The organism is Pseudoalteromonas sp. L21 (genome assembly GCF_021728035.1).
GTDB classification, from domain to species: Bacteria; Pseudomonadota; Gammaproteobacteria; order Enterobacterales; family Alteromonadaceae; genus Pseudoalteromonas; species Pseudoalteromonas arabiensis.
Map to the genome: position 1 here is coordinate 919,882 of NZ_JAKKCV010000001.1, position 17,543 is coordinate 937,424.

General features: G+C 41.9%; 12 protein-coding genes. 7 read left to right on the forward strand and 5 right to left on the reverse strand.

The genetic code is table 11. From position 1 onward, the window contains the following. Window positions 1-287 precede the first annotated feature (287 nt). Window positions 288-3,308 (forward strand): TonB-dependent receptor, encoded by a 3,021-nt coding sequence (locus L3V41_RS04190; RefSeq protein ID WP_062568667.1) that lies wholly within the window; start codon window positions 288-290, stop codon window positions 3,306-3,308. 58 nt (window positions 3,309-3,366) lie between these two features. On the opposite strand, the gene zapE is transcribed toward L3V41_RS04190, so the two are convergent. After that, window positions 3,367-4,479 (reverse strand): cell division protein ZapE, encoded by a 1,113-nt coding sequence (zapE, locus tag L3V41_RS04195; protein ID WP_062568666.1) that lies wholly within the window; start codon window positions 4,477-4,479, stop codon window positions 3,367-3,369. 58 nt (window positions 4,480-4,537) lie between these two features. On the opposite strand from zapE, the gene rsuA reads away from it, so the two are divergent. Together rsuA and L3V41_RS04205 are read left to right on the forward strand one after the other, a co-directional pair. Continuing rightward, window positions 4,538-5,236, forward strand: coding sequence for a 16S rRNA pseudouridine(516) synthase RsuA (gene rsuA / locus L3V41_RS04200; protein ID WP_062568665.1), 699 nt, complete (start codon window positions 4,538-4,540; stop codon window positions 5,234-5,236). Window positions 5,237-5,351: 115 nt separating this feature from the next. Further along, window positions 5,352-6,977, forward strand: a complete 1,626-nt coding sequence (locus L3V41_RS04205) for a methyl-accepting chemotaxis protein (RefSeq protein WP_062568664.1) — start codon at window positions 5,352-5,354, stop codon at window positions 6,975-6,977. 53 nt (window positions 6,978-7,030) lie between these two features. Here L3V41_RS04205 and L3V41_RS04210 read toward each other — a convergent pair whose 3' ends face one another. Then, window positions 7,031-7,813, reverse strand: a complete 783-nt coding sequence (locus L3V41_RS04210; RefSeq protein ID WP_062568663.1) for a YggN family protein — start codon at window positions 7,811-7,813, stop codon at window positions 7,031-7,033. Window positions 7,814-7,917: 104 nt separating this feature from the next. Further along, window positions 7,918-10,347, reverse strand: coding sequence for a zinc-dependent metalloprotease (locus L3V41_RS04215; RefSeq protein WP_237127206.1), 2,430 nt, complete (start codon window positions 10,345-10,347; stop codon window positions 7,918-7,920). 161 nt (window positions 10,348-10,508) lie between these two features. Between L3V41_RS04215 and L3V41_RS04220 the strand changes: the two genes are divergently transcribed. Further along, window positions 10,509-11,477, forward strand: a complete 969-nt coding sequence (locus L3V41_RS04220; protein WP_062568661.1) for a class 1 fructose-bisphosphatase — start codon at window positions 10,509-10,511, stop codon at window positions 11,475-11,477. A 40-nt stretch (window positions 11,478-11,517) separates the two neighbouring features. On the opposite strand, the gene L3V41_RS04225 is transcribed toward L3V41_RS04220, so the two are convergent. Beyond that, window positions 11,518-11,841 carry a hypothetical protein gene (locus L3V41_RS04225; RefSeq protein ID WP_062568660.1) on the reverse strand — a complete coding sequence of 108 codons (324 nt, stop codon included), beginning with the start codon at window positions 11,839-11,841 and terminating at the stop codon, window positions 11,518-11,520. Window positions 11,842-11,884: 43 nt separating this feature from the next. Between L3V41_RS04225 and L3V41_RS04230 the strand changes: the two genes are divergently transcribed. The 3 genes from L3V41_RS04230 (at window position 11,885) to L3V41_RS04240 (ending at window position 16,501) form a co-directional block, all read left to right on the forward strand. Next, complete coding sequence (locus L3V41_RS04230) at window positions 11,885-12,241, forward strand: DUF5522 domain-containing protein (RefSeq protein WP_193987795.1); 357 nt, start codon at window positions 11,885-11,887, stop codon at window positions 12,239-12,241. Window positions 12,242-12,421: 180 nt separating this feature from the next. After that, the gene (locus L3V41_RS04235; protein ID WP_237127207.1) at window positions 12,422-14,854 is read left to right on the forward strand and encodes a TonB-dependent receptor; all 2,433 of its coding nucleotides are present in this window, start codon (window positions 12,422-12,424) and stop codon (window positions 14,852-14,854) included. Window positions 14,855-14,962: 108 nt separating this feature from the next. Continuing rightward, a complete protein-coding gene (locus tag L3V41_RS04240; protein WP_237127208.1) occupies window positions 14,963-16,501 on the forward strand; it encodes a sulfotransferase in 1,539 nt (512 codons plus the stop codon). On the opposite strand, the gene L3V41_RS04245 is transcribed toward L3V41_RS04240, so the two are convergent. Beyond that, on the reverse strand, window positions 16,476-17,315 hold the full coding sequence (locus L3V41_RS04245; RefSeq protein WP_237127209.1) for a sulfurtransferase: 840 nt from the start codon (window positions 17,313-17,315) through the stop codon (window positions 16,476-16,478). The genes L3V41_RS04240 and L3V41_RS04245 overlap by 26 nt on opposite strands. Window positions 17,316-17,543 lie beyond the last annotated feature (228 nt).

Sequence of the window (17,543 nt, forward strand, 5' to 3'; positions counted from 1 at the left end):
TCAATTTATCTCAAATAACAATGATTAACCAGCATTATAATTGTCAATAAGTTGACAGCGCCAAAATAACAACACATTGATTTTAAAAGAATAGATATTAAATAGATATAAAATAGAGAGATAAACGAGTCACTAAAGATTGCAGTTGTATTCACATTTTTATAAAAAATTTTACGTCAATACCGACAAACCAGGGTGTTGTTCACTGTAAATTTTAACTGCCCTTAAAAGAGCAGCGCTCTGGTTTCACACAACTAAAAATAAAATAAGTACAACTAGGAACGCCTGTGAGAAATCTACTAACTAAGCCGTGTGCAATAGCGCTTGCTGTTGCCAGTGGTTTTAGCCAACATGCACTTGCTAATGAAGCAGACATTGCACGCACAGCTAATACCAGCCCTGCAATCAAAGAACAAAACGAAACACCCGAAAAAATTATCGTTACGGGCTCACGTATAAAACGAGACAGCTTTTCGATACCCACGCCACTGGTTACTATGGATCGTGACGCTATCTTGGATACTGGGTTAACGAATTTATCTGATATTTTAGTCGATAACATGCCTGCGCTTAGTGAAAGCATTGGTAATACCACCAGCCAATCAAGTGTTTCTGCAACTGGTTTATCCACTGTTCAATTACGTGACTTAGGTGCTAACCGTACACTGACACTGATTGATGGTCGTCGCGTTGTTTCAAACAGCTACAGTGGTAATTACGTTAGTTTAAATACCATTCCTAGCGGCATGGTTGAACGCGTTGAAATAATTAGTGGCGGTGCATCAGCAACCTATGGGGCAGATGCGGTCGCAGGTGTTGTAAATATAATTACTCAATCGAAAAAAGAAGGCTTCGACTTTAAAGCCAATACAGGTGAAACCACTGATGGTGGCGGCAAAGAGTTTACCCTTGATTTAAATTATGGCACCTCATTTGCTGATGATCGCGGCTATGCGTATTTCAGCGCTAACTGGGACCGTGATTTTGGCATGACGTTTTACGACCGTAAACGTGCCCAGATTGAAGATAGCTACGATTATGACCCTGATCGCATGTGTAATGTGATGCAAACAGCCAATGGCGACCAATGTATGCGTGACATCACTCAAGCTGACTGGGTAAGTAAGAGCGACGGTATTCCTGGCGGTGTGTTCTTAGAAAACGGTAATAACGACACCCAGTTTTGGTACGATGGTCAAACTCTTCGTGATGACTGGAAAGGCAACGAAGAAATTTACGGCATCAACTCTAACCAATACGTGATGTTGGATGTGCCAAGTGATAACTTCTCAACGGCACTGAAAGTCGACTTTGACTTAACAGATGATGTCATGCTGTACGCACAGGTACAATACAGTGACAGTGGATCATTTAACAATAAGTCTCCAGAGGATGAGTACGAAGGTGCTTTTGTACCTCGCTATGATCCCGTCACTGGCGATCCACTTTCGGATGTTGCACCAGGTTATATTCCAATTGATAATCCTTATGTGCCGCAAGAAATCTTAGATGCCAACCCATATAAAGATCGTATTTATTGGGATCGTCGTTTTAGTGAAGTGGGTAATATCAGTACTGATAACACACGTAAAACGATTCGTAGCTGGGCAGGTTTACAGGGGACACTCTTTAACGGTGAATGGGATTGGGATGTATCAGCCAGCTACGGTCGCTTCACTCAACATCAAGTTCGTAGCAATGAGTTAAACACAGTAAAACTAAGCCAAGCTTTACAAGCTGAGGAGCTTGCTGATGGCACAATCCAATGTATTGATGAAGCAGCTCGCGCAGCAGGCTGCGTGCCTATCAACTTGTTTGGCGAAGGGTCAATCACTGATGACATGGCGGCATGGATACGTACTAATCCGGTTATTGATACCGAAATAAAACAATATGGCGTAGTCGGTTACATTGCTGGTGACTTATTTGAACTACCAGCAGGCTCAGTGTCGGCTGTATTTGGTGGTGAATACCGTAAAGATAGCCAAGATCTGAAAACCAGTGATGATATGAAATCCGGTGGGATCACCTTTAACTATGTACCAAACTTCTACGGTGAAGTTGAGGTCTATGAGGCCTTTGCAGAACTTGCAATCCCACTGTTAAAAGATGCACCACTGGCAAAAAACTTAAGTGCTGAAACGTCACTTCGTTTGGCTAATTACAGCATGGAAAACGTCAATACAGTTGCCAGCTACAAACTCGGTATTTTTTGGGAGCCTATCGAAGGCTATGCTTTTAGAGCGAATTATGCACGTGCGCAACGCGCGCCAACCATCACTGAACTTATGTCACCACCGCGTGGCGATTACGACAGCTATGATGATATTTGTGATGGTTTAACTGCAACATCGACTAAACCTGGTCACGATAACTGTCGTAAAGAGCCCACTTTAGCTGCGCAACTTGCTGCCGATCCTGATTTCGAATTTAACGATGAAAATAACAGTTATTCACCGGGTGCTGGTAATGAAAACTTGAAAGAAGAAACTGCCGATACGTATACGTTTGGCATCACAGTGGCACCTGCGTTTTTAGACAATTTCAACCTTGCGGTTGACTACTATGATATTGCAATTGTCGATGCAATTTCGCAAATCAGTAATGAAAACATCATGCGTGAATGTTACGACTCTGAAGTTGCGTGGGGAGCTGAAAACACCTTCTGTAATGATATTACCCGTAATAATGAGGGCAATATTATTAAGGTTTTACAACGTCAATATAACCTCGATGAGCTCACAGCTAGAGGCTATGATGTGGTTGCACAGTACAAGTTTGATTTTGACAGTTATGGTCAACTCTCGTTAAAGCTTGATTATAATCATGTGATTGAAAACTCACAGACCTATGAAGGCCTCGATGGTAGCTTAGTGACCAGTCATTACGCAGGCTATGGTCGCACTAAAGATAAAGCGTCAATGTCGATTACTTGGCGTAATGATGATCTACGTATTCGCTGGCGTACAAATTTCTTAGGCTCGTTTAAAGCAAGCCAGAGTCTTGAAGAAGATTACAATGAGTATGTAGCCGAAAATGATGCCCGCTGTGAGGCTGGTGAAGATACCTGTATTAGTAACCCAGAAAAACTTGCCTACCAAGATTATGGCTCGTTCTTAAAGCACAGCCTTTCAGCGTCTTACACTTTGTCACTTGGTAAACAAAGCCAACTACGTGTATTCGGTGGTGTAAATAACGTGTTTGATAATAAAGGTGATTTTTATCCTTCAGGGCGTGGTAATTATTACTCTGAGTATGGTGGGGGTAAAGGTCGTTATGTGTATGTAGGCGCACAATATAGTTTTTAACATTTTCATATAAACCCCAGCTAGACTGACAACAAAGGCGCACTTTTTAATGCGCCTTTTATCTTTTCCAGCTTTGCATCTCGACTAATCGAGACTCTGTACGCGCATACTCAAATGCCAGTTTCTGTCCTTGATATATATCACTAATGCCCGCCTCAGCCGAGATCACCAGTAATCGACCTCGGTCATAAAACTCATCAACCAAAGCAATAAAGCGCCGGGCTTCATCATCTAAAAAGTGCTCTTGTAAATCCTGTTTTTCACGTTGATAACTGTCTTCAATACCATGCACAATTTGTTTACCCGTTGCTCCGCGTCCCATTACAGGCACATTGAGCAAATAAATGCGCTGAAAGCGCTCTGCTAAATAAATGTAATCTGCTGTGCTTCTAGCACCTGAACATAACGCCATAAAGTCAAACATAATGGCATCTTGAGCTTGCAGCTCACAGCTAAGCTGACGATAGCAAACCTCTATCGTTGTTTGCTTTTGTACTGCTTGCTCTTGCTTTAAAAAGCGCCCTATTAGGGCACTTTTGTTATCAATAAAGTAATGTTCGGTTTGTTTACCAAAGCGAAAGCGATGATCGGTATTGCCTTCAACACTTAAAATATGACAATGATCATTTAACAAATCGATAGTGGGTAAAAATCGTGCTCGTTGTAAACCGTTGCGATACAACTGCTCAGGTTGACAGTTAGACGTCGCCACTAACACCACTTGGTGCTCAAACAAGGCTTTGAATAAGCCACCTAAGATCATGGCATCGCCAATATCAGAAACAAAGAACTCATCAAAGCAAATCAAACGAATGTTCTGTGCCCACTCCTTAGCAATAAGTGTCAGCGGATTTTTCTGCCCTTGCAGCTGAATCAAACGCTCATGCACTTGCTTCATAAAATGGTGAAAGTGCAAACGCTGCTTCGCATCAATGTTAACCAGCTTAAAAAACACATCCATCAACATGGATTTGCCACGCCCTACTGGGCCGTATAAATAAACCCCTTTTATTGGCTTAGCGCTTTGCCACCAATGTCTTGGCGCAGCCAATTCTGTGGCTAGATTATCAAGCGCATTAATCGCTGTGCGTTGAGCATGGTCTTCATGCAGCTCGCCTTTGGCTATTTGCGCTTGGTAATACCTTAATATTTGTCCTTGCTGTACTGTCATAGGTCACCAGTATCCGCTATACTCGCGGCCATTGTAGCCGACTAAAAATGTGATCCCAATGAAATTCCCATGCCGTTTAGATAAATTTATCAGTCATATTGCTGAATTACCTCGCAGTAAAACCAGAGCTGGTATAAAACGTAAATACGCCACCGTAAACGGTGAGGTGATCACCTCTTTTGACTTTTCAGTCACTGAACAAGATGATATCCGCTGGCAAGGCGAGCCGTTGGTCTTTTTAGGCAAGCGCTACTTCATGCTCCATAAGCCTGCAGGCTATGTGTGTGCCAATAAAGATGACCTTCACCCGACAGTATTCGACTTACTCGATGAGCCAAACATGAGTGACTTTCATGTTGCTGGTCGCTTAGATATAGACACCACCGGCTTAGTTATCATCACCAATGATGGTGACTGGTCGCACAAAATAACTTCACCAAAGCACAACAAGTTCAAAACTTATTTAGTTGAAACGCAAGAACCGATTAATGAAGAAGCAATAGTAGCGTTAGAGCAAGGGGTGCAATTACACAACGAAAAAGAGCTAACTCGCCCAGCCATTGTTGAAAAACTTGCAAGCTACAGCTTACGCCTATCCATTTGTGAAGGTAAATATCATCAAGTTAAACGAATGCTGGCCGCAGTTGATAACAAAGTTGTTGAACTACACCGTGAAAAAATTGCCAATATTCATCTTGATGAAAATCTAGCTAGTGGTGAATACCGCCCCTTGACCGCTGCTGAGCTTTCACTCTAAATAGGTACTTGAACAAATATCATGATAACGCTGTCATTTTTACTTAATAAAAGCTAACAAGTTGCCGATAAACATGGTAGAAAAGTAGAGGGGATATAATAAAAGGAGGCTAACTGTGTTATCAGGACTAGCTTTAAAAACAAAAATTAGCTTATTTGCTACCGCCATTTTTATTGCGCTTTGCGCAATAGCCTTGTTGGGTTTACAGTCGTTACGTCATGCAAGTGAGAGCGATAACATTGCGCGTATTAACCAATTGATGAAAAGCACAACTAATATCGTTGAGCAATTCGAATTGATGGTAAAAAATGGCCAGCTTGATGAAACTCAGGCTAAAGAGTTGGCAACTCAGGTTTTAAGAGAAAATAAATATCACGATTCAGAGTATGTTTATGTCGTCGACAATAATTTAGATTTTGTTGCCACGCCACATGACCCAGAATTGCATGGTACTAGCTTTAATGACTTTAAAGATGCCAGTGGTAACAGCATTGGTCGCATGGTCGAACAACTCGTGGGTAACACAACAAATAAAATTATCACTTACCACTGGGACTCTGTCCGTGATGGTGAAACAGTAGACTTAACGTCTGTTGTACAAAAAACACCGCTGTTTGGCTGGTATGTTGGCACAGGAATTAGTGCAAAAGAAGTCGATGAACGATACTGGAGCACAGCAAAGTGGCTATTGGGTTTATCTATGCTCATTGCCATTGCCCTCACGTTTGCAATTGCACGCTTTGGCTCATCACTGACCAATGCATTGGGAGGTGAAATCAATGAAGTTATTGATATCGTTAAAAACGTATCACGTGGCAACCTCCACTCAACTATCCGCCAAGATGCGCCAAGTGAAAGTATTATTGCGGCCATGCATTACATGCAACAAGGCTTACGCGGCGTTGTTGATGGTATCAAAGATGTAACTGATAGCCTCAAAAATCAAAGTGTTGATAACGAGTCTCGCTCTATTGAGCTTGATAAACTCACCCGTAGTTTAAATGAAGAAACACAAATGGTTGCCTCAGCCATTACTGAGCTAACCGCCTCAGCGCAAACAGTTGTTGAGCATGCCGAACAAGCAGCTTACTCAGTACAAGAAGCTGAGAACCAAGGGCAAAGCGCAAGCCACTTAACCAACGAAGCAGCACAAACAATCGCACTTTTAGAGCAACAAATTGACAGCGCTGGTAATAACATTCAAGTTCTTGATGATGAAGTAAATAATATCGCTAATGTGCTAAGTGTTATTCAAGGAATTGCAGAGCAAACAAATCTATTAGCCCTTAATGCAGCCATTGAGGCAGCTCGTGCTGGCGAACAAGGTAGAGGGTTTGCGGTTGTTGCTGATGAAGTCCGTGGCCTTGCACAACGAACACAAACCAGTACCGAAGAAATCCGCAACATGATTGGTAAATTACAATCAGCAACACAAGATGCTAAGTCATCTGTTGCACTGAGTATTTCGACCAGTGAACAAACTGTGGCTAAATCAACCAAAGCCAATGAAGAACTAAACCGAGTTGCGAGTTCATTAAGTGCAATCGCACAAATGAGCCATCAAATTGCTATAGCAGCTAAAGAGCAATTAGACGCAGGTGAAGATACAGCAAAACGTGTGGTCACCATTTCAGATACTGCCTCACAGACGGCTAACGTATCCAGTCAGGCACATACGGCAACCGATTCAATCAAAGGCCTTACCGCTGATTTAGAGACAGAAACAGCTAAATTTAGCTAACTATTCACGTATCAAAAGCCAGACATAAAAAGCCCAGTAAGTTTACTGGGCTTTTAAGACTTAATCTGTACCAAATCGAAATCGGCCATTCCTGGCACTATTTTTTGTAATCGAGATTCAGTGACATCTAGTGAGTTTAAACACTCACAGTATTCAGAGGCTTTCATTTCAAGCTGCTCCGCTTTCTTTTGCAGTGACTTATCTATTTCCTTAGAGATAATATCCATACGCTGACCCATGTCGTTAATACGATCTTCGATATTTCCCTCACGTGATTTAAACGCATCACCTAATGAAACTAAAATAGCCCCTAATGAGCCATGTACAGCTGAGTGAATTTTTTGGCTGATCTCTTTGGTAAAAAAGTCATCGATTTTCGACAATGATTGCGGGGCGATAAAGAAAAAGTCATCGCCACGCTTAAACTTATCCATCAAAGCACGTTCAACATACTGTAATTGCGTTTTAAGTACTTCAGGTTCTTTGTCGGACATGCCCTCAACGACCTGCTCAATAGCACTCAAACCTAAATTTACACCGTCAGTGGCCAGTTCAACTAATTCAGGCACAGTGTCACGAATACCTAAACTAAACTGCTCCACGACTTTGCTTTCTTCTGGATTAAGGTCAACCCAATAGCCACGAATAAATAACTGAGTATTGTTGTTTATTTGTACACGGGTTTGGCCTTTATCAACAATACGAATAACATCATCTGTAATGATCAAGCCGTGACTAAGCTCAACTTCGCATTGTTTTTTAGCTAATGAGGCATAACTTGAAAAACTCGAGAATGTAATAGCTGCCGCAAGCAGCGAGCGAGAAAAAAACGCCATATACACCCCAAGAAGACAAAAAGAGAGGTCGGTAGATTAGCAAAAATCCAGTTTTATGCAAGTAAAACGCCTAGCTATGCTAGGCGTCTTAAAATAAAGGTGGGTTAAATTGGTGAACCCGGTGGCATTGGCAATACTTTAAAGTTTGCAGGCCACTCACCGCTTGTTAAAAAGTGGCTGATTTGTTCGCTTAAATATTGTTTGAAGGCGCTATCACCTACTGATGCACTTCCTAGCATTGATTCTTGCTGGTAACTCTTTGCAAGCTTGGCAAGATAATAACGAAACTGTGCTTGTACCTCGGGGGCGACTTTATCACTCGTTACTAAATCAGCAAATTGCTTAGCCGTTAAAAGCTGCACTCGTTGGTTAATCTTACCCGCCATCCCCTGGGCAACTTTTTGCTCGAAAATTTGCTGATAAGTTTGAGCTAATAATGAATCTAAACTATAAAATGCATCGCTACGCGCTTGTTGCTGCGCGAGACGATTAACACGCTGGTTATTAAATAATAGGCTTAAACTATGTGCAGCCGCGACTTCAGGCAGTGCCATAGCATCAAGGGTTAATCCTGTACGACCGACGATGCTCTCGCGTGATTTAGATTCCCCATACGCTTTTGGTGGAATAAGCGCTAACACTGACTCAGGTAAAACTAGATTCTCAGCTTTTAGTGTAGCAAGGAGTGCATCAACAGCCGCCTGCTGGGTTTGCTTAGCCACAACTTGCGCCCCATTTGGCTCTGAGCCATCACGTACTTCATATTCGTAATTAACACCGGCAATTAATTTAACCGCAGCTTCAACTTGATAGCGATGGAATAAATAAAGTGGCACCAGCATTTCTTCTAGTTGCGATAACGCAGTCCCCGTTTTGATATTTTCAATACCAAAGCTCGTCAGCGCTTGTTTGCGAACATCAAGTACACGCATTAACTCATCACTTGGTGAACGACCGTTATCCCACAAATGCCCCGTTGGATGAGCGCCCCCTTTAGCACGTGCATCACTGTCCGAAATGAATTCCAGCCCTTTACTTTTATTTTCAGCTAAAATTGCGGCCAGTTGTTGTGGTTCATCTTGGTTTGTAAAATCGCTATAACCGTATTTTATCACTTGTGTGTCCCACACTCCCATACCAGAGGCATAGCCTCGGCTCACATCCAGTTTGCCTTGCTCATTGAAACTAAGTAGCGGGTGAGGATAGTCCATTACCGATGCTCTATCAGCGACCGACGCTGAAAAGTTATGTGCAATCCCTAACGTGTGGCCTATTTCATGAGCGCTTAGTTGACGAATACGATCAAGAGCCATTGCTTGTAAACGAGTAGCAACTTCATTACCTTCAAAATAAGGGGCAGCTAATGCCTCAGCGATAAGGATATCTTGACGTACACGTAATGAACCCAGTGTTACATGGCCTTTAATAATTTCGCCCGTCCTCGGGTCTATCACTGAGCTGCCATACGACCAGCCACGTGTTGCACGGTGTACCCATTGGATCACGTTGTAGCGTATATCCATAGGGTCAGCATCATCAGGTAACACTTTAACGATAAATGCGTTCTTATAACCAGCAGCATTGAATGCATCATTCCACCATTTAGCGCCCTCTAACAAGGCTGTTTTAACTGGCTCAGGCACGCCTGGATCTAAATAGTAAACAATCGGTTCAACGGGTTCGCTAATTGGCAAGCTCGGATCTTTTTTTGCTAAACGATGACGTGGAATGTAACGTACATACATAGACTCACCAAGTGGCGCGGCATAATCTTTATGCTCAATACTCCAGTAACCGGATTGAGGATGGAATTGACGTGGTGTGTAGTTATCATCAGGCAGTTCAATAAAAGAATGATGCATATGTACTGTAAGTACGTGAGGATCAGCGCTCACTTGACGAACAAACTCACCAGGGTTACTACCTTGAAAAGTGAGTATTGCCTCTAACTCTGTATTTTTCACAAATGCATTTGAACGAGCTAAATAGACTGCGCTTCGATTACCATCTAAATTAAAGCTCCCCTGCGAAGTTGCAGCTAAACGACGACTTACACCGTGCACATCACTCAATAAATAAGGAGTATAGTCTACAAGTACCGCTGAGTCTGACTCTGCAACAACACTAAAGCCCGCAAGAATACTCGAAGCAAACGCTTCTTTGATACTTTGCTGCTCAGCCAAGTTGGCCGTATTCGCCCGATAATAAGTATTCAATGCTCGTAACATCACCTTATCACCAAAACGTTCAAATTGTACTAAATAGGTATTGCCAAGTTGTCCTCGATCAAGCCCTATATCATTTGAGCCGACCCCATAAGGTAAGCTTTGCTGAAGTAAAAAAGGTTGCTTGAGTTTATCAACTGCAACGTACACTTTGCCGCTTTCAGAATCATAATAGAAAGAATAATAGCCCGAAAAATGACTCATTTTTTCAGTAAAATCATTTATAGGCTTAATTGCTGCGTGTGCTTGAGTTATTATAGTAAGCAGCACAGCTAAGAGCAGGTATCGTAGTAATGGTATTTTTTGCATAATCTTATCTTTGTTATTCGCGTTTTAAATACTGTACAGGTATTTGGCAGTATAAAGTATCGCCAACAAAAAACAGCTATTTAAGACGAAATTCAGCGCTTGCTAAGACATTCTCTCTCACACTTAAAAATGTCTGGCTACAACGTTATCAGGAAAATAGAATGCGTAGACTCCCACCGGTATTATTAGAAGATGGCTGCCCTCGTGAACTGATCTCATTGATCAGAACAGTGCTTGCGGCATGTAAAGAAATTTCATTCCGTGTTGGTCAAGGTGCCTTATCAGGTGTGTTAGGTTCAACTCTTGATGAAAATATTCAGGGTGAAACACAAAAGAAATTAGATGTACTTACCAATCAGCTTCTAAAAGACATTTTACTCGAATCGGGCTACGTAAAAGCCATTGCTTCTGAGGAAGAAGACTTTACCGTTGCAGGTAATCCTGATGCTAAATATATCGTTGCCTTTGACCCGCTTGATGGCTCTTCAAATACCGATATTAACTCACTGGTTGGTACAATTTTCTCAATTATGGCAGCGCCTGATGGCGCGGATCCTGCTGATCCAAGTATCTTTATGCAACCGGGTAAAAACCAAGTTGCAGCGGGTTATGTATTATATGGCCCATCTACCGTGCTGGCATTAACAACTGGCAAAGGCACACGCTTTTTCACCTTAGATAAAACGCACGGTACCTTCTTATTAACAGAAGATTTTGCAAAAGTACCTGAAGACACCAGCGAATTTGCTATTAATGCCTCTAACCAGCGCCATTGGCAACCGGCGATGCAAAATTACATCAATGACTTAATTGCTGGTGACACAGGTCCTCGTGGTCGTAACTTCAACATGCGCTGGATTGCTGCAATGGTGGGTGATGTGCACCGTGTTTTATGTCGTGGTGGTATTTTCACTTACCCGACCGATACGAAAGATCCAAATAAGCCTAACAAATTACGTTTACTATACGAAGCAAACCCTATGGCAATGTTAATCGAGCAAGCTGGCGGTATTGCCTCAACGGGCACAGAGCGCATCATGGATATTCAACCTGACGCTATCCACCAACGTGTTGCGGTGATCTTAGGCTCGAAAAACGAAGTTGAAACCTGCTTGAACTATCATAAGTAGCAACAAGTACATACCTTAGGCTGAAAGATATAAGACTCTTTCAGCCTAAGATCAGTTCTAATAACTTCTTTAGCGTACTTTTACTCAACTCACCCATTTGTTCGTTATTACTTAAGGCAAAGATTGCGCCTTCAACCGCACTTTCGTCGATGTCTTGACGAGACTCTAATACATTTGCCCAAAGTTCTAATTCATCGATATCTATTTCACCGTCAATAACACGCTGTAAAACCTGACAAAAAACGTCTTGCGTAACAATATACACATCACCTTGATTGTCAGGGCTGCTGGTAATAATGGCGATTGCCTCAAATCGGTTTTCACCAAATCGAGCAAACTCATCTAATGCGTCTAATTTATCCATTTGCTATGCTTACCTTTTCAATCTCAAAGCATCTTTTTACAGAATGACAACCCTTACTTGCTCACAATGCAAAGCAACACTTAACTGCCAAGTCGACAATATAAATGCGTGTTGGTGTAATGAGTTACCCGCCATTTTACCACTTGATGAAGCAACTACATCCTGTTTGTGCCGTGATTGTACGATTAAGAAAATAAATTTATTTTTATTCAAACTATACCAACAGCCTCTAAAGCAACAGCTCGCTTTTGCCAAACCTTTCTATGATCAAGGTAAGTTAATTGAAAATCTCGATTACACGATGCAAAACAACTACATGGTATTTAGTCGCTGGTTCTTTTTAAAGCGCGGCCATTGCTGTAAAAACGGCTGCACCCATTGCCCTTTTTCCGATAGTTAACATCCAGATAGAGTATTTATTCAATTATTTTGCATTTTATTGCAAATAACGCATGACTATAAGAATAAAAATACACTATAATTGGATATAAATTCACTAAATCAATCTCTTTTAAGCTTGAATTACTAGCTACGCCTATTTTTTAAGCATAAATTTACTGTAACTACATCGGAATCAAACATGAATACCTTTAGGCCTGCTCTACTTGCAAGTGCAATTTCTGCGGTTTTAATCAATAGCAATATGGCATTTGCAGCAGAAGATGCTATCGAAGTCGATAAATCAATTGAAACAATTCAAATTACCGCAACACGACGAGCAGGTTCTGTGCAAGATGCACCACTCAATATTACGGCCCTAAATGGCGATGTCATTAGCGACCAAAATATTAGTGATTTAGAAGATGTTGCACGCTGGGTGCCAGGCCTAACGATTTCTGATCAAGGTGGCCGTGAGGGTTCTCCGATTATCGTTCGTGGTTTGAACACCAATACCTCTGATCGTATTTCTGATAGCGGCACAGTCGCAACTTATGTTGGTGAAATTCCACTTAGTATTGATTTACGTTTAACTGATGTTGATCGCATGGAAGTACTCATCGGCCCACAAGGCACGCTATACGGTGCAGGCACTTTAGGCGGTGCGATTCGTTACTTACTAAAGCAACCTGAGCTTGATATTACTGAGGGCAAAGTAACAGGCGATGTATTTAGCATCAACGAAAGTGACGGTACCGGTGGTGAGTTTGGCGTGGTATTCAACACGCCACTAATCAACGATAAACTCGCATTACGTACTAGCTTAAATTATTACGATAACCCAGGTTACATCGATTACACCCATGTAGTTCAAAAGCCGGGTGTATCAAACCCGGACCCTGATTTTTCTGACAGCAGCGATGTAAATGCCAACTTAAAAAGCGTCAGTGATGTTAACGATGAGCAAATCACCACAGCACGTTTATCACTTCGTTGGCTTGCAACCGAAGATGTTGATGCAACGCTTAACTACTTCTATCAAAAACAAGAAAATGGAGGCAACTCGACATCGCAATACGGCTCACTTGCTAATAGCAGTGCGCTGCAAGGTGTGCCAGGTAAATACGAAAACGTAGCCCGTGTACTTGAGCCTGGTGAAGAAGAAAATGATTTATTAAGCTTAGAAGTAAAAGCAGATCTTGGTTTTGCTGAGCTGGTCTCTGCATCTGGTTGGTCTAGCTATGAGCAATCTGGTCAGCGCGATCAAACCGATCTACTTTACGATATTTGGTCAGGGTATGCCGACTTCCCTTCATTTGTTGGCTACACGCACGATACCTCAGAGCGCGATACCTTTACGCAAGAACTTCGTTTAGTATCAAATAGTAGTAGCGCTCTTAACTGGATTGTGGGCGGCTTTTACAACAAATTAGAAAGCCACTCAGATGATCGTGAATACACACCTGGTTTAACTGAGTACTGGGGTGGCGGCATTCCTAACGTTGAACAAGATCTTGAGTACATTCTAATTTCAGACAGCGAAACCACTGAAAAAGCACTTTTTGGTGAAATTGGCTACAGCATCACAGAGCAATTTGATGTGACCTTAGGTGCACGTTTTTACGAATACGATGTTTCTACAACATCAGGTTCTGCAACACCGCTCTATTCTGGTGATTTTGATTCACTAGATAACCTTGTTATGGAAAATGTGAGCGCTAGCGATAACGGTAACTTATTTAAGTTTAATGCTAACTATACATTCGATAATGGTGTACTTGCTTACTTTACCGTGAGTGAAGGTTTCCGCATTGGTGGTGGTAACGGTATTGCTCCTTGCCCTGATGTATTACCTGAACAACAAATTGTTTGTGCCCTGCCAAACGAAGAAGATTACAAACCAGATACCACAGTCAACTACGAGCTAGGCTTTAAGTCATCATGGTTACGTAACCGCCTACACTTCAATGCAGCGCTCTTTAACGTTGATTGGAAAGATGCGCAAGTTGGTAGCAGTACGGTAAATGGTCAGGAGTTAATTACTTCGAATGCGGGTTCTGCTAATTCAAAAGGTATTGAGCTTTCAAGCCGCGCTATGATTGGTGATAACTGGGCTGCCTATGCGACATACGCTTATGCAAAGGCTGAATTAACCGAAGATGCCCCCTACTTATTTGGCGTATTAGCCGACGACTTAGCGCAATACCAAAGCTACTATGATGGTACTAAAGGCGACCGTTTACCAGGTGCGCCTGAGCATCAATTCTCGTTTGGTCTTCGTTACGAGCAAGATATCCTAGGCGATAAACTATTAAGCGTAAACTACGGTATTACAGCGCAAAGCGATGTGATCACCAAAGTCGGCCTAAAAGCAGACGGCGAAGTATTACCAGGTTACGCACTAAGCAATTTATCAGCCAAAATTACGGGCGATATGTGGTCTGCAACCCTATACGTAGATAACTTATTCGATAAATATGCGTTTACTTCTGTACGTCGTGATAAGTCTTGGGTTGGTATGTCGCAATATGCTGAACTTAACAAAGAACTACCTGAACTACAGCGTGTTTATGGTCACTACACCACAACACCGCGTACTATTGGTATGAAGTTTAGCTACAACTTTGAGCTGTGATTAAACATACCCATAAAAGCCTTGCCATCTTTAGGCAGGGCTTTTATTGGGATTGGTATAAGCCTTAAAATAATTAAGTATTATTGTGAATTGGTATACTATGCGCTTATGCTAAATGATACCCAACAAGCGCTTCGCGCTCATATCCAACAGTTGTTAGCCAACAAGCAACTAAACGATGCACATTTTCTACTTGTGCAGCGCCTAAAGCAAAACCCTGAAGACCACGTTTGTTACTTTTTACTTAGCGAAGTCAACGCTGCTGCGGGCGATATCAACAAAGCGATTAAACTGCTTGAAAAAGCGCTCAGCTTAGCCTCTTTTGCGATATACCATTTAGCCCTTGCCAAGTTATACGTACTGTTAGGCAAAGTAAGTAATGCAGCTGTGCATTATCAAGACGCTTTGCAAACAACTGACTTGAGTGCCGCTGACTTTGATACCTTAGCCAATATTGCGACCCGATTAGGGTATTATGACGACGCCCTTAGCTTGCAAAAAGCAGCCTACCAACGCAACAAAGATAACCTACAAGTTAGCTATAATTTGGCGGTGTGTTATAAAATTCACGGACTGTTCGATGAAGCAAAAAACGTGCTACAGCAACTAACTACAAAGCAACCTTACTTTTATCAAGCCCACTATTCACAGGCTGAACTCAATACTGATGTAGATGCCAAGCTACATATCCAAAAACTACAAGCCTTGGCGAATAAAGAAAAAACCATTATAGAACAACAAGTGTATTTTCATAGTCTTGCGCTTAATTATGAGCACCTTGATGACTACAAAAATGCATTTAAATACTTTGCACTAAGTAAGCAAGCCATAGCCAGTAAAGTTAATTATCAAACCACACAGCATCGCCACTTTTGTCAAAAACTTATTACCAAGAGCAAACAGCAAGCAATTGAAAGTAGTGACTCTGCGTTCTCGCCCGTTTTTGTGGTTGGTATGCCCCGCTCTGGCACAACCTTAATTGAGAAAATCCTTAATCAAAGTGAGCAGCTAAAAGGCATCGGTGAGCTAAACGATATTGCGCAACTCATACAACACGCCACACAATCAGTTCATGTGATTGATAGCGAAATGCTCGATAAAGCATATACATCTAAGGCAATAAAGGCAGCACTTACCAACTATCAACAAAGAGCCGAGCAACTAAGTGATGGCCTTAGAAGTTGTGATAAACAGCCATTTAACTTTTACTATATTGATTTTATATTAGCGGCTTTTCCTAATGCTAAAATAGTTTGTATGCAGCGGGACTGGCGAGATTGCAGCATTGCCAACTTTAGGCAGCTGTATAACCCGCAAAGTGTGTTTCATCACTACAGCTTTGCAATTGAAGATATTGCCTCATACCATCAAGATTACTCTGCATTAGTCAGTCATTTTGCCAACAAGTATCCTGAAAACGTTTTTTTACAAAGCTATGAACAACTCGTGGCAGAGCCTACCCAACAGACTCAAAAGCTCTATGCTTTTTGTGATTTAAGCTGGCAAGAAAGCTGCTTATCCTTTTATAAAAACAATGCAGCCTCAGCCACGGCGAGTAAAAAGCAAATTCGCCAGCCTTTGAATAAAAGCAGTATCGGCAGCTGGCAAAATTACGCTAAATTTATTGATGCGGACCTGTTTCAATAGGTAAGTCGTGACGAGCGCCCCACTCACTCCATGAGCCATCGTAGACACGTAAATTGGTGTAACCGCATTCATCGGCGCACAATGCAATTGCACAAGCTGTTACACCTGAGCCACAGCTAAATTGTAACTGGGTGTGATGCGCTGCAATATGTTGCTCAAATAATGCCTGTAATTCACCCAGCGGTTTTAGCTCGCCGTTATCCAGTACACTTGCAAGTGACAAACTGCGACTATTTGGAATATGACCACTGCGCATGCCTTCGCGCGGCTCTGCGTGTTCGCCGGTAAATCGCTCATAAGGGCGAGCATCCAATGTTAGTGTGCTTTGTTCATCCAGTGAGTTAAGCACTTGCTCTGCACTGATAAAGTAATCAGCACGGGGGCTAGCAACAAAGTTACCTTGACCAGTCGCAGCGGAATAGCTTGCTTGTGTTGCAAAACCAAGTGCCTGCCACTTAGCCAAACCGCCGCTTAAAACTTTAACGTTGTCAAAGCCCATTGCTTTGAACATCCACCACGCACGTGCAGAGCTGAATAAGCCTTGGTCTTCATAAATGACTACCAGTGAGTCTTGGTTTACACCGGCAAGCTGCATATGCTCTGTAAACTGCTCGCTACTGCACATCATACTTGGTACAGGGTTAGTGCTATCTGCTAGCGTCTTTTTAAAATCAAAACGCTGTGCATTAGGCAGCATTGCTTGAGGCACATACTCACCAAGCATACCAGGGCGCACCATTCCCGCATCAAAAATAATGATATTTGCGTTATTATAATTTTTATTGAGCCACTCTGGCGTAATTATATTTTTCATTTTGACCTTCCAACTGGAATAACTAACTCAACTTTAAGCTCAAATAAGTCTAGATAATACGTTGTATTTAATGTCATATTCATACGCACTTTCTTATTATGATGATAAACTACAAATAAATACATAACTGGGCAAGAACTCGATTAGAAAATAACGGTCTAACCCCAGCAAAATTGAGCCTTATTCTTTCAAAAAATGAGCTGGGTATTGTCATTCATACTCTCTATC

Bases quoted from the DNA above. Each gene is read 5' to 3' on its own strand.
- rsuA (WP_062568665.1), top strand. From the start codon at position 4,538: ATGAAATTCCCATGCCGTTTAGATAAATTTATCAGTCATATTGCTGAA.
- zapE (WP_062568666.1), bottom strand. From the start codon at position 4,479: ATGACAGTACAGCAAGGACAAATATTAAGGTATTACCAAGCGCAAATA.
- L3V41_RS04230 (WP_193987795.1), top strand. From the start codon at position 11,885: ATGACAACCCTTACTTGCTCACAATGCAAAGCAACACTTAACTGCCAA.
- L3V41_RS04215 (WP_237127206.1), bottom strand. From the start codon at position 10,347: ATGCAAAAAATACCATTACTACGATACCTGCTCTTAGCTGTGCTGCTT.
- L3V41_RS04240 (WP_237127208.1), top strand. From the start codon at position 14,963: ATGCTAAATGATACCCAACAAGCGCTTCGCGCTCATATCCAACAGTTG.
- L3V41_RS04235 (WP_237127207.1), top strand. From the start codon at position 12,422: ATGAATACCTTTAGGCCTGCTCTACTTGCAAGTGCAATTTCTGCGGTT.
- L3V41_RS04220 (WP_062568661.1), top strand. From the start codon at position 10,509: ATGCGTAGACTCCCACCGGTATTATTAGAAGATGGCTGCCCTCGTGAA.
- L3V41_RS04245 (WP_237127209.1), bottom strand. From the start codon at position 17,315: ATGAAAAATATAATTACGCCAGAGTGGCTCAATAAAAATTATAATAAC.
- L3V41_RS04225 (WP_062568660.1), bottom strand. From the start codon at position 11,841: ATGGATAAATTAGACGCATTAGATGAGTTTGCTCGATTTGGTGAAAAC.
- L3V41_RS04210 (WP_062568663.1), bottom strand. From the start codon at position 7,813: ATGGCGTTTTTTTCTCGCTCGCTGCTTGCGGCAGCTATTACATTCTCG.